Here is a 13,534-nt window from a genome sequence, read left to right as displayed (position 1 = left end):
AGATGTTAATAAGTGTTGTAACAGAAGAAGTTATGAGGGATTGCAGACGAAGTGAGTCTTCCCACGGAGGCGTCTCAATAGGCGGTTGCTCAGCCCAATCGATATTCAACAATTCAAGCCGGAAACGGCGCTCAAGGCGCTTACGCCGGATACCTGCCCTCCAGGTACGCCTCCACTTCCGGTAGTGCGATCTTAAACCAGGGCGTAAACTCCGATGGTTTATCCGCCACCCACCGACGTATATCCGCCAGGGGTAGGTAGCGGTAACTGCCTACTTCCTCCGGGTTCGGGGTGATCTCGCCGTTGAAGTGGCCGATAAATACATGGTCGAACTCGTGCTCGATGAGGCCATTGTCGAACGTAGCGCGGTAAGTAAAGTGGAAAGCTTCTTCCAGGCCGCAATCGAAGCCCATTTCCTCCTTTAGCCGGCGATGTGCCGCGGCCATGGTGCTTTCGCCTGGCGACGGATGGCTGCAGCAGGTGTTGGTCCACAGTCCGGGAGAGTGATACTTGCCATCGGCCCGTTGTTGCAGGAGCATATGTCCTTCGTTGTTGAAAACGAAAACGGAGAAGGCGCGGTGTAACAAACCTTTTTCGTGTGCTTCGAGTTTTTCCATGATACCGGTAGGTTCATCATGTTCATCGACGAGGATCACGGAGGCGGAAATGGCGTTGCTTAACATAGACGGAAATTTGGGCGTCTTTTACGATGGTCAGCTATAAAAGTAAACTAAGTTCAGCGTATTTCCTGCAATGGCATACGAAAAGCACCGCACTGCTAACTGGCAGCGGTTTGTTTGGAGGTTTGATGTTAGAACGACAGTTGGGTAAAAAGTGCTTAGACGATATAAATGGGTTAATGACTTGAGGTTGCGAAAAAATCGATTCGTTGTTTGGGTGCTAGTGGTGTGCGACTTGTGCTTTCAACATTTTCCGCGCGAAGTGGATCCGGCTTTTGATTGTTCCCAGGGGTTCGTTAAGCATGTCGGCAATCTCGAAATATTTGAACCCGTCAAGGAAAAGTAAAAAAGGTTTTTTAAAGATGTTAGGAAGATGATGCACTGCCATCTGGATATCTTTTACCCGTAGTCCGGATTCGGCGTGATTACCGATAATAGCCTGGTGCGAATTGAGGAGAAACTCGTTACCGGAGTTGTCGAAGCAAAGATGTTGTTTTGATTTTCGCCGGTAGTTGTTGATGAAGATGTTCCTCATGATCGTATACAGCCAGGCCCTGATATTGGTTCCGGCAAGGTATTTTTCCTGGTTGGAAATTGCCCGGAACATTGTTTCCTGGTAGAGATCCTTTGCTGATTCCGCATCCTTGGTAAGCGTGATGGCGAATGGTTTAAGGAAATCAGCATTGCTGAGTAATAGGGTGTTAAATTCAGCGGATGACATATAGATAGTGTTTAAATGGTTACAATACTAATTTAAACAAAAAAAGGCATTCCACCCAACAAATCAACGCGCTTTTTTTGCATCACACAAAGATGCAAAGGGTCGTTAAAACGCTAATAATCAACTGTAAAAATGACAACTAAAAAGTACAATTGTACTACTCTTGCAAGTAGGTGTTTTGTTAAGTTGTTTAAGTTTTAAACGATACGAATTAAGATTAAAGAAGATGTAACAGCACGATCGTCCCTATCATTTACGTAAACCGCTATAGGAAAGTTCGGGTGAGTTTCGATTAAGACAAGAAATGGCATGGTTTGTACCAGGGGAATAGGGAGGTGAACGTACAAGTGAGTGACACAACGGGGGCTGGGAAGGGAGACGTTGCCAGTACCATTACCTGATTGTTGCGCCCTCAGTTACCCAAATTTTGTGCGGCAACGGGCCGATAGTCTGATATTTTGTTTATTAGCATATGTAATGCGGCCTCTGCCAATCTCTGACGATTGTTTTATATTGATTTTCAATCCACTGTCTTTTATGTGCTATTTTTAATAAATTTGCCTGCGTTTTTACACCCCAATTCCCAAAATTGGGGCGGAAATGTGTTTATCCAATTCGAGAAGTTATAACGTCTTATGATAAAAAAACTTTTGTTGCTTCAATTGTTCGTGCTTGTTACCCTGTGTGCCAACGCCCAGGTACCCACTATGTCGTCTGAAGCGATGAAGCAGATGAAAGTCGAAAACCTCAGTGACGACCAGGTGCGGCAGGTTGTGGCGGAGATGAAAAAAAATAAGATGTCGCTTGACCAAACCGACAGCTATGCCCAGCAGAAAGGCATCCCCGCCTCTGAGGTGCAGAAGCTGAAACAGCGCATCGTGGCTTTGAATCTTGATAAAGAATTGACTGCCAGTGGCAACGGCGATAATGCGGCCGGCCAAAGGGCGGATACGCGTACCGTCGATGAAGAAACTGACTCCCGCGCCGAGCCGATGACCCAGGCGGAACTCCAGGCGCAGCAACGCCGCCGTCGTATATTCGGCGCGGAATTGTTTAGTAATAAAAACCTGTCATTCGAACCTAACCTTCGCATGGCCACCCCAGGCAACTACCAACTGGCAACCGGCGATGAAATAATGATTGACGTTTATGGTTACTCCGAAGTGCAGCACCGCCTGAAAGTAACGCCGGAAGGCTACATCCGTATCCCGAACCTGGGACCGGTGTACGTTAATGGCCTTTCAATGGACGAAGCAAAGGAGCGCATTACGAAACAACTGTCTACTATATATAGCGGTATACGTTCCGGCAACACATTCGTGAGCATTTCGCTGGGTAACATTCGGTCTATCAAAGTATTATTGATCGGCGAAGTGAGCGCCCCGGCTACTTACACCCTGCCTTCGCTGGCCTCCGTGGCCAATGCGCTGTACGTTTCCGGAGGGCCGACTGAAAACGGGTCGTTCCGAAACATCCAGGTGATACGTGATGGGAAAGTGGTCGCCACTTTCGACTTATACAGTTTTCTTTCCAGCGGAGATATGAGCAATAACGTGGTATTGCGTGACCAGGACATCGTTCGCGTTAATCCTTACTCTACCCGTGTAGAGCTGGCAGGCCAGGTAAAACGCCCGGCCATCTTTGAGGCGAAAGAAGGAGAAACGCTACAGTCTATCCTCGACTTTGCCGGAGGTTATACCGATATCGCCTACCGCGACAACATCAGTGTACAACGTATTAATAATAAGGAGCGCGAGGTGCTGACCGTACCCGCATCGGAGATCGGGAGTTTTAAACTGAAATCCGGCGACCGCTTTTATGTAGACTCTATCTTAAATACCTATACGAATCGCGTAACTATTTCCGGTGCCGTTCATCACCCGGGTGATTACGCCCTTACGCAAGGGATGACGCTGGCCGATCTGATCAGGAAAGCAGATGGCGTTCGCGAAGAAGCGGCATTGAATCGGGGCTTGATCCGCCGCCTGCAATTCGACCGCTCACCCGCCTACGTTGCTTTTGATGTAGAAAAGGTGTTGAATGGCGCGCAGGCCCATGCATTGCAGCGTGAAGACAGCGTATTTATTTTCAATAAAGCAGACTTACGCGAATCTTACCAGGTAAAAATTTCGGGTGAAGTAAACAAGGGGGGCTATTTTCCATATGCGGACAGTATGCACCTCGAAGACCTGATCTTGCTGGCTGGCGGCCTGCGGGATGCGGCATCTTTGCAGCATGTGGAAATATCGCGGCGTGTCCGGAACGCTACTTATAGCGGAAGTGATACGGCGCTGGCGATCATCCGGCAATTTGACATTACATCAGATTTACGCACGGATGCAGCCGGCTTTGTTCTACAGCCGTTTGATGAAGTGACAATCCGCCGTTCCCCTATTTACAATGAACAAGGCAATGTATACCTCGACGGGGAAGTATTGTATCCAGGACTGTATACGATCAATTCAAAAACGGAAAGAATATCGGATGTGCTGCGTCGTGCAGGCGGACTACGTGCTGGGGCTTATCCGGAGGGCGCCGTGTTGTTAAGAAAGACATTTGTGAACGAAGGCGATAGTTTGTTACTGAGCAGCAAACTGGATATTTTTTATAATTCTCAGGCAGATACCACAGCCGTTTCAAAACTTGAAAACACGATCGCTAAGAAAGAACAACTCTTAGGAATACAAATGGATAAAATACTCGCTTCCCCGGGATCTAAATACGATCTCCTCCTCGAAGAGGGCGATATTATCCGGATTCCCAAACGCCTGCAGACTGTACAGCTTTTTGGCGAAATCTATTTCCCTAAAAAAGTACGTTTCGATAAGAATTTTTCTTTCAGAGACTACGTGCGTGGCGCGGGAGGGTTTACCAGTTCAGGCCTGAAGCGTAAAAGTTATGTTGTTTATGCTAACGGAGAAGTAAAAAGCACAAAACGCGTATTGTTTTTCAACAGCTATCCGAAAGTTAAACCGGGAGCTGAAATATATATACCTACAAAGAAAGAAGGACGAGGACTTTCCGGAAGTGAAGTGGTAGGATTAAGTACCGGGCTGGCATCGCTCGCATTGGTGATTATCACGATATTAGATAGAATTAAATAAGCGTTGAAAAATTAAGACAAAACCTATTTCCATGGATAACGCTAAAGCCGATCCTATCAAGTACCAGGAAAACGAAGTGTCCCCCAAAGAGATATTGCTTAAACTGATTGGGTGGATCAGGTTCCTGCTCAGCAAGTGGCTGTTTATACTTATTATCGCAGTCCTTGGGGCAGTGCTCGGATTTTTTTACGCAGATAGTAAGTCACCGCAATATAGTGCCGAATTGACATTTGTGCTGGAGGATAATAAGGGTAATCCGTTAGGCGCTTACGCCGGTGTGGCAAGCCAGTTCGGGATCGATCTGGGAGCTGCTGCAGGTGCGGGATTACTGGGCGGCGACAACATCACCGAATACTTAAAGTCCAGATTGCTAATCGAAAAGACGTTACTTTTCCCCATTAGTTACAACGGGCGCGAACAAACATTGGCTGACCTCTACATCGACGTATACAAGTACAGGGAACGCTGGAAGAAAAAAGGTGCCCTTGCAAAACTCTCCTTTCCTGCCGATCTGCCCAGAAAGCAGTTTTCACTGCAGCAGGATAGTGTTCTGAACATCTTTCATCAAAATATCGTCAACAAGAACCTTACAATTGAAAAGCCGGACAGGAAGGCCAGTTTTGTGGCGGTAACCTGCACCAGTGAAAGTGAAGCGTTCTCCAAGATGTTTATAGAAGTACTCGTGAAGGAAGCTACGGGCTTTTATCTTGAAACAAAAACCAGACGTTCCCGGACGAACATCACCAAGTTACAGGCAACAGTCGATTCCATCGAAACACTGCTGAACAGTAAAACGAGATCTGCTGCGATGTCGGTAGACCTTAACCTTAACCCGGCAAGAAGTATTGCCATGGTAGGTACGGAACTGAACACTCGCGACAAACAAATGCTGACGATCCTGTACGCGGAGGTGACGAAAAACCTTGAGATCGCGAAGATGACGATGGCCCAGGAAACACCCCTGATACAGATTATCGATACACCGATATTGCCACTTAAAATTTCACGGTTTGGACCGTTAAAGGGAATTGTGCTGGGGGGAGTGCTTGGAGGTGTCATGATCGTAATACTGCTGTCGATCGTGCGGTTGTACAAAAGTATTATGCGCTAATCAAAATCCTTTTCAAAAGAAATATTTATTCGCAATGAATAAGAACTACAAAATAGCGATTATCGGGCTTGGTTATGTCGGCTTGCCCCTAGCAGTTGAATTTGGCAAAAAGTATGCGGTAGTAGGGTATGATATAGACGAGAAAAGGATTGGTGAATTACGGGAAGGAGAAGATCATACGAAAGAGGCTGACCTGGAAGGTTTAAATTCTGCTATGTCGCTTCATAAAAGCGGTAGTGGTATAGGACTCAGCTTTTCCTGCACATTGGAAGACATCCGGGATTGCAATATTTTTATTGTAACGGTCCCCACGCCTATCGATCAATTCAAGGCGCCGAATTTGAAGCCGCTGTTAGGCGCATCGGAGATGCTCGGGAAGGTGCTGAAAAAGGATGACATTGTAATCTATGAATCGACAGTATATCCAGGTTGTACCGAGGAAGATTGTGTACCGGTACTGGAAGCCTCTTCCGGGCTGCGGTACAATATCGATTTCTTCTGCGGTTATTCGCCTGAGCGGATCAACCCTGGAGATAAAGTGAACACGCTTACAAAGATCAGAAAGGTTACCTCCGGATCTACTCCAGAGATTGCAGAGCTGGTGGATCATCTTTATAAAAGCATCATCGATGCGGGTACGTTCAGGGCGGCAAATATAAAAGTTGCAGAGGCGTCTAAAGCCATTGAAAATGCGCAGCGCGATGTTAATATCAGCTTCGTGAATGAACTGGCCCTCATTTTCGATCGCATCGGAATTGATACGTCAGATGTAATTGAAGCGGCAGGAACTAAATGGAATTTCCTGAAATACAAGCCCGGTTTAGTGGGTGGACATTGCATCGGCGTTGATCCGTATTACCTGGCGCATAAGGCAGAATCGCTGGGTTATCATCCGCAGGTAATCCTTTCCGGAAGGCGCGTGAACGATAACATGGGCATGTTCGTAGCCAACAAAGTGGTGAAGCTAATGATCAAAAAGGGCCTCAAAATAGGTGATGCCAGGGCGCTTATCCTGGGCGTTACCTTTAAGGAGAATTGTCCGGATATACGTAACTCGAAAGTTGTAGACATTTACAGGGAGTTAAGCCAGTTCGGTATGCAGGTAGATGTTTATGATCCTCACGCAGATCATAAGTTAGTGGAAGAAGAGTACGGCATTAAGTTGAGGGATCGAATAGATGGCTATTATGACGCGTTGATACTGGCAGTCGCACACAACGAATTTCTGCAGATCGATTTCAAAGAACTGAGAAATGGGCATTCGACCGTTATTTTTGATACAAAATCATTTCTTGACAGATCGCTGGTAGACGGCAGACTTTAACAATAATGAATATGGAACCGATCCGAATGGTTGACCTGCAAAGGCAGTATGCTCATATCAAAGACCGCGTTGATGCAGCGGTGATTCGTTGCATGGACGAAGCAAATTTTATCAATGGTCCTGAAGTTAAAAAGTTCGCCATCAATCTCCAGAACTACTTGTCAGTAAAAAAAGTAATTACCTGTGCGAATGGAACGGATGCGTTACAGATCGCGTTTATGGCACTTGATCTGGAGCCTGGCAGCGAAGTCATTGTACCCTCCTTCACATATGTAGCTACTGCCGAAGTGATTTGTCTGCTGGGGCTTACACCCGTTATGGTAGACGTAGATCCGCACACCTTCAATCTGACCGCTGATCTTATTGAACAGGCAATTACAGAGAAAACGAGAGCTGTAGTGCCCGTACACTTATTCGGCCAGTGTGTGGACATGGATGCTATCATGGCCCTTGCCCGCAAGCATAATATATATGTGATAGAAGATACGGCGCAAGCCATAGGCGCTGAATACAGCGGGTGTGAATATAATGGTAAAGCAGGTACGATAGGTGATATCGGGTGTACGTCATTTTTCCCTTCTAAAAATCTCGGTTGTTTCGGAGACGGTGGTGCCGTGTATACCAACAATGAGGAGCTGGCGGCTAAACTAAGCATGATCGCTAATCATGGTCAGGAGCGTAAATACGTACATAAATACATCGGCATCAATTCCCGGCTAGATACCTTACAGGCGGCAATTCTCGATATAAAACTTGAACATCTGGATGAGTATTGCGAGAAGCGAAGGCACGCAGCAGATTTCTACGACAATGCTTTCCGGAATGTGCCCGGGCTTGTGATTCCCGCAAGGAACCCGCGCTCAACACATGTATTTCACCAGTATACTTTAAAGGTGCCGGCCGAACGGAGGCAGGCGCTGCAGGATTATCTTCAGGACAAAGGTATACCGTCCATGATATACTACCCATTGCCGTTGAACGAGCAGGAAGCTTTCAAAGGCAAGAGCAGGATTGCCGGCGAGCTGAATGTAACCAAGGAGCTTTGCGAAAGTGTGTTATCGTTGCCGATGCACACGGAACTTTCCCAGGAGCAGTTGGAGCATATTCAACAGAGCGTGATTGAATTTTTTCAAGGTAACTAAAAAAACATGGCTACATATTTTGCGCATGAAACAGCAGCTATTGATGAGGGAGCTGTTATCGGGGCTGGCACGAAAGTCTGGCATTTTTCTCACATCATGACCGGCGCTGTTATAGGCGAGAATTGTAACATCGGTCAAAACGTCGTGGTATCTCCTCAGGTTGTGCTGGGCAATAACGTTAAAGTGCAAAACAATGTATCGATCTATACAGGTGTTACATGCGCAGACGATGTTTTTTTAGGGCCTTCCTGTGTATTCACGAATGTTACAAACCCCAGGAGTGCTGTTAACCGGCGGGGGCAATATGCTAAAACGCATGTAGGTAAGGGTGCTACCATTGGAGCAAATGCTACGATCGTATGCGGTCACGATATTGGTGACTATGCTTTTATCGGCGCCGGCGCGGTAGTAGTTAAGGACGTTGCAGCCTATGCGTTGGTGGTAGGAAATCCCTCCAAACAAATTGGATGGATGAGTGAGTTCGGACACCGGCTGACATTTAACCAGGAGGGACGAGCAACTTGTCCGGAAAATGGGGATGAATACATAATCGAAAACAATTCAGTACGTAAAAAAACTAACTAACATCATGACGTCATCTGATCAAAAAATAAAATTTGCGGTGATTGGTTGCGGGCATATCGGTAAAAGACATGCCGAAATGATTCAACGCAACGATGAGGCTGAACTGGTAGCTGTAGTTGATACAAAAGACAAAGCGCTACTTGGTGTTGATCAATTTAATGTGCCGATCTTCAATTCAATAGAAGAACTATTAAAATCGGGCTTAGCTGTTGATGTGGTTAATATTGCGACACCAAACGGATTCCATGCGCAGCACGCACTGGAATGCCTGGAGGCACGCAAACACATTGTGATAGAGAAGCCGATGGCGCTTACAAAAAATGACGCGGAAAAAGTTATATACAAAGCGCTGAACGTGCACAAACACGTTTTTGCCGTTATGCAGAACCGGTATTCTCCCCCTCTGTCTGGATCAAAGAACTGATCGAATCCGGCAAGCTGGGCAAGATATACATGGTGCAGCTGAATTGTTACTGGAACAGGGATGAGCGTTACTATAAACCCGATAGCTGGCATGGGAGGCTTGACCTGGACGGCGGTACCTTATACACGCAGTTTTCACACTTCATCGATATCCTGTACTGGCTCTTTGGTGATATAGAAAATATCCAGGGGCGCTTCCGGGACTTCAACCACGCCAGCCTTACAGATTTTGAAGATTCCGGCATCGTGAGCTTCGACTTTGTAAACGGTGGCGTTGGATGTTTGAATTTCTCTACGTCTGTCTGGAATAAAAACCTGGAAAGCAGTATGACCGTAATCGCGGAGAATGGATCAGTGAAAATCGGAGGTCAGTATATGAACGAGGTGGAGCATTGCCATGTTAAAGATTATGTGATGCCGACACTGCAGGCTACTAATCCCGGTAATGACTATGGCGCGTATAAGGGCTCTGCTCAGAATCACCACTATGTGATCGATAACGTGGTGGATGTATTGAAAAACCGTGCGACCATCACCACTAACGCATTAGAAGGATTGAAAGTAGTTGATATCATCGAAAAAATATATGCCTTAAATGGAGTTAAGAAATAAAAAGGTACTTGTAACCGGCGCAGACGGATTTATCGGAAGCCATCTTGTTGAAAAGTTGATCAGCGAAGGAGCCTCTGTTAAGGCTTTTGTATACTACAACTCTTTTAACACTTGGGGCTGGCTGGATACGTTGTCGCCAGAGCAATTGAATAACATCGAAATCTTTGCCGGCGACATCCGTGATCCGAACGGTGTACGTACCGCGATGAAGGACATCGATATCGTTTTCCATCTCGCAGCACTGATCGCCATTCCATTCAGTTATCACTCGCCAGATTCTTATATCGATACTAACGTTAAAGGCACGCTTAACGTCATTCAGGCTGCAAAGGACCTCGGCATTTCGAGAGTGCTCGTAACATCTACTTCAGAGGTGTATGGCACCGCGCAGTATGTGCCGATCGATGAAAAGCATCCGCGTCAGCCACAATCTCCATACTCGGCGTCTAAGATCGGGGCCGATTGTATTGCGGAGTCTTTTTACCGGAGTTTCGATCTTCCCCTGACGATCGTGCGGCCGTTCAATACTTTTGGTCCACGACAGTCTGCAAGAGCCGTAATTCCCACCATCATCACCCAGTTATTGAACGGTATAACCGAGATTAAACTCGGCGATATCACACCTACCCGCGACTTGTTGTATGTTCGCGATACCGTGAACGGGTTCGTGGAGATTGCGAAATCGGAAGAACTCATTGGGCATGACTGTAACATCGCCACCCAATCCGAGATTACGGTAAAGGCGGTGGCGGAAATATTGATCTCACAGATTAATCCTGAGGCGCGGATTGTTGCCGATGCATCGCGCATCAGGCCGGAAAAGTCGGAAGTGTTCAGGCTGTTTGGTTCAAATGAGAAGATAAAAAAATATACTAACTGGGATGTTCAATACACGTTCGAACGCAGTCTGGCGGAAACGGTTGAATGGTTCCGGAAGCCCGGAAATCTGGCACACTATAAGGCTAACATCTACAACATTTAGAAAATGGAATTTAAGATACCGCTATTTAAACTGAATTTCGACGAGGCCGAAGAAAAGGCAGTAATGGATACAATTCGCTCCAAATGGATAAGCACTGGACCCCGTTGTGCGGAATTTGAAAAACAGTTTTCTGCCGCTCTCCAGGTAAAACATGCTGTTTCCCTGTCGAACTGTACAACGGCGTTACACCTCGCATTTAAACTTACCGGCGTTGGTGCCGGTGATGAGGTTATCTGCCCGTCTATGACGTTCGTGGCGTCTATCAACGCGATCCGTTATGTGGATGCGGTGCCTGTTTTTTGCGATATCGCGGGGCCTGAGGATATGAATATCGATGCAGGTAAGATAGAAAGTCTGATAACTGAAAAAACGCGTGCTATACTGGTAGTGCATTTTGCGGGCTTCCCCTGCGATATGGACCGTATTATGGCGATCGCGAAAAAGCACGACCTCAGAGTAATTGAAGATGCTTGCCACGGACCATTGTCTGTTTACCACGGAAAAAAACTCGGTACCATAGGAGATGTCGGATGTTTCAGCTTTTTCTCGAATAAAAACATCAGCACCGGCGAAGGCGGAATGCTCGTTACCAACAATGACGAGTATGCAGACAGGGCCAGGTTACTGCGCTCGCATGGTATGACAACGATGTCTTACCAACGTGCAAGTGGGCATGCCACCACGTATGATGTGGTAGACTTCGGCTATAATTACCGTATGAATGATATTCTCGCTGCTTTAGGCATAGAACAGCTGAAAAAACTTCCCGGCGATCTGGAACAGCGGGTTGCCGTTAGGAAGGCTTATGAGCAGGCGTTCGCAGATGTAGAAGGCGTATTCGTACCTTTCGCGAACACACCGGAATTTGTATCTAACTACATATTTCCGATCGTACTCAAAAACAGTGACGCCACGAAACGTGACGAAGTACGGAATGCCTTGCATGCAAGAGGAATACAAACCAGTGTTCACTATCCTGCCGCACACCGGTTCTCCATCTATAAAAGTGACAGGCACGAATTGCCTGCTACCGAGTATGTGACAGATAACGAAATCACACTTCCCATGTATAGTTCACTTACTAACGAGGAGGTAGGGTTTATTGTATCAACACTAAAGGACATCTTAGGTGAAAATAACCATTCTAACTGATGATCTGGTAAGCTGGTTCATTGAATATGGGCACCAGCTTAAAGCGTCACTTGCCGCAAAGGGGCATGATGTGAAATATGTCTTTGATAAGGACGATATTGATCAGGGTGATGTATGCTTTTTACTAAGTTGCAGAAGGATCATATCACAAGGCTACCTGGACCGGAACAGCCACAACATCGTTATACATGCGAGCGATCTCCCGCGTGGCAAGGGATTTTCTCCCCTGCAGTGGCAGGTCTTTGCCGGGATGAATGAAATTCCACTTACATTGTTCGAAGCAGTCGAAGGCCTCGATGCCGGACCATACTACATGAAAGACATGCTTGTGCTCGAAGGAACGGAGCTTTATGACGAGATGCGTCGTAAGCTCGGCAACAAGATCATCGAAATGAGCCTTTCTTACATAGAGAACTTCGATCCGCAAGATACAGGTACCGCACAATCGGGCGAAGAAACTGTTTTCCCGCGTCGCCGTAAAGCCGACGATATGTTAGATATCGATAAGTCGATCCGGGAACAGTTTAATCATCTCCGGATCGCGGATAATGAGCAACACCCGTTGTGGTTTACATATCAGGGCAAGGAGTACATCGTAAAGATATTTCCCGGTACAAACAATAGTTAAATCTATGAATACTAAAATCAAGACGATAACTATTTCGCCTGAAACTTCCCTGTTGGCATCGTTGGTGCGAATGGACGATGTGTCGCACAAGTTGCTGGTCATTATGGACGCAGACCGGTATATAGGATTAATATCTATCGGAGATATCCAACGTGCGATCATCAAAAACTTTCCGCTGGATACGCACGTTGCCACCGTTATGCGCGACAACTACATCATAGCTGATGAAAATACTTCAACCGAAGAAATCAAGCAAAAGATGATTTCGATGAGGTTGGAGTTTATGCCGGTCGTAGGTGCCAACCAGGAACTAAAGCGTGTTTACTTCTACGAAGACTTACTCAATGCACCTCCTCCTGCCAAAAGAAAAGACCTGCATGTTCCGGTCGTTATTATGGCGGGCGGTTATGGCACCCGTATGCGGCCATTAACCAATATTATCCCAAAGCCGTTGATTCCCATTGGGGATAAGAGTATGCTGGAGGTAATCATCGACAGCTTCAAAAAAATAGGCTGCCAGGATTTTTACCTGTCTGTGAATTATAAAGCGGAGATGATTAAGTTTTATATGGACAGCGTGGAGCATGGCGTAAACATCGAATACTTCAAAGAAGACAAACCATACGGCACCGCTGGAAGTTTACATCTGCTGAAAGAAAGACTGTTTTCAACCTTCTTTGTGTCTAACTGCGATATTATAATCGACCAGGACTATTCCGAGATTTACGAATATCACAAAGAGAAAAATAACGAATTAACTTTAGTAGCTTCTGTAAAGAACTACAGCATTCCATATGGCACAGTGGAGAGTGGGGAAGACGGCCAGCTTATCGACATTAAGGAAAAGCCACAACTGCCGTTCATGATTAACTGCGGACTGTATATCCTGGAGCATCATCTTTTACAGGAAATACCAGAGAACGAATTTTTCCATATTACCCATCTGATCGAAAAAATAATGAAAAGAGGCGGCAGGGTCGGCGTATTCCCGGTGAGTGAGAAGTCGTGGAGCGACATTGGGGAATGGAAAGAATATCAAAAAGTAATAAACATTAATCCGGCCATTTAGT

General features: G+C 46.3%; 13 protein-coding genes. 11 read left to right on the top strand and 2 right to left on the bottom strand.

The features are described from left to right. Positions 1–140: 140 nt before the first annotated feature. Both idi and MKQ68_RS20355 read right to left on the bottom strand, forming a co-directional pair. Positions 141–683: an isopentenyl-diphosphate Delta-isomerase gene (idi, locus tag MKQ68_RS20360; RefSeq protein WP_244844814.1), complete on the bottom strand. Its 543-nt coding sequence runs from the start codon at positions 681–683 to the stop codon at positions 141–143. A gap of 217 nt (positions 684–900) precedes the next feature. Further along, positions 901–1,401, bottom strand: coding sequence for an RNA polymerase sigma factor (locus MKQ68_RS20355; RefSeq protein ID WP_264280703.1), 501 nt, complete (start codon positions 1,399–1,401; stop codon positions 901–903). Between the two features lie 635 nt (positions 1,402–2,036). Here MKQ68_RS20355 and MKQ68_RS20350 point away from each other — a divergent pair. From MKQ68_RS20350 to MKQ68_RS20300, 11 genes are all read left to right on the top strand, one after another. Further along, a complete protein-coding gene (locus MKQ68_RS20350; protein ID WP_264280702.1) occupies positions 2,037–4,505 on the top strand; it encodes an SLBB domain-containing protein in 2,469 nt (822 codons plus the stop codon). Between the two features lie 31 nt (positions 4,506–4,536). After that, entirely contained in the window at positions 4,537–5,616 is a 1,080-nt protein-coding gene (locus tag MKQ68_RS20345; RefSeq protein WP_264280701.1) for a Wzz/FepE/Etk N-terminal domain-containing protein, read from the top strand. 34 nt (positions 5,617–5,650) lie between these two features. Then, on the top strand, positions 5,651–6,940 hold the full coding sequence (locus MKQ68_RS20340) for a nucleotide sugar dehydrogenase (RefSeq protein ID WP_244844796.1): 1,290 nt from the start codon (positions 5,651–5,653) through the stop codon (positions 6,938–6,940). Positions 6,941–6,951: 11 nt separating this feature from the next. After that, positions 6,952–8,082: a DegT/DnrJ/EryC1/StrS family aminotransferase gene (locus MKQ68_RS20335; protein WP_264280700.1), complete on the top strand. Its 1,131-nt coding sequence runs from the start codon at positions 6,952–6,954 to the stop codon at positions 8,080–8,082. Positions 8,083–8,088: 6 nt separating this feature from the next. Next, positions 8,089–8,667: an acyltransferase gene (locus MKQ68_RS20330; RefSeq protein WP_264280699.1), complete on the top strand. Its 579-nt coding sequence runs from the start codon at positions 8,089–8,091 to the stop codon at positions 8,665–8,667. A gap of 4 nt (positions 8,668–8,671) precedes the next feature. Continuing rightward, positions 8,672–9,091 carry a Gfo/Idh/MocA family protein gene (locus MKQ68_RS20325; RefSeq protein WP_244844787.1) on the top strand — a complete coding sequence of 140 codons (420 nt, stop codon included), beginning with the start codon at positions 8,672–8,674 and terminating at the stop codon, positions 9,089–9,091. A 29-nt stretch (positions 9,092–9,120) separates the two neighbouring features. Next, the gene (locus MKQ68_RS20320; RefSeq protein ID WP_264280698.1) at positions 9,121–9,702 is read left to right on the top strand and encodes a Gfo/Idh/MocA family protein; all 582 of its coding nucleotides are present in this window, start codon (positions 9,121–9,123) and stop codon (positions 9,700–9,702) included. After that, positions 9,686–10,684 (top strand): NAD-dependent 4,6-dehydratase LegB, encoded by a 999-nt coding sequence (locus tag MKQ68_RS20315; protein ID WP_264280697.1) that lies wholly within the window; start codon positions 9,686–9,688, stop codon positions 10,682–10,684. Before MKQ68_RS20320 ends, MKQ68_RS20315 begins: the two co-directional genes overlap by 17 nt. A gap of 3 nt (positions 10,685–10,687) precedes the next feature. Then, positions 10,688–11,836: a DegT/DnrJ/EryC1/StrS family aminotransferase gene (locus MKQ68_RS20310; RefSeq protein WP_264280696.1), complete on the top strand. Its 1,149-nt coding sequence runs from the start codon at positions 10,688–10,690 to the stop codon at positions 11,834–11,836. A gap of 70 nt (positions 11,837–11,906) precedes the next feature. Then, a complete protein-coding gene (locus MKQ68_RS20305; RefSeq protein ID WP_264280695.1) occupies positions 11,907–12,464 on the top strand; it encodes a formyltransferase family protein in 558 nt (185 codons plus the stop codon). 4 nt (positions 12,465–12,468) lie between these two features. Then, positions 12,469–13,533, top strand: coding sequence for a nucleotidyltransferase family protein (locus MKQ68_RS20300; RefSeq protein ID WP_264280694.1), 1,065 nt, complete (start codon positions 12,469–12,471; stop codon positions 13,531–13,533). Position 13,534: the final 1 nt, after the last annotated feature.

The organism is Chitinophaga horti (assembly GCF_022867795.2).
GTDB classification, from domain to species: domain Bacteria; phylum Bacteroidota; class Bacteroidia; order Chitinophagales; family Chitinophagaceae; genus Chitinophaga; species Chitinophaga horti.
Note: the sequence above shows the minus strand (reverse complement) of the source record. Positions and strands in the feature narration are given on the sequence as shown.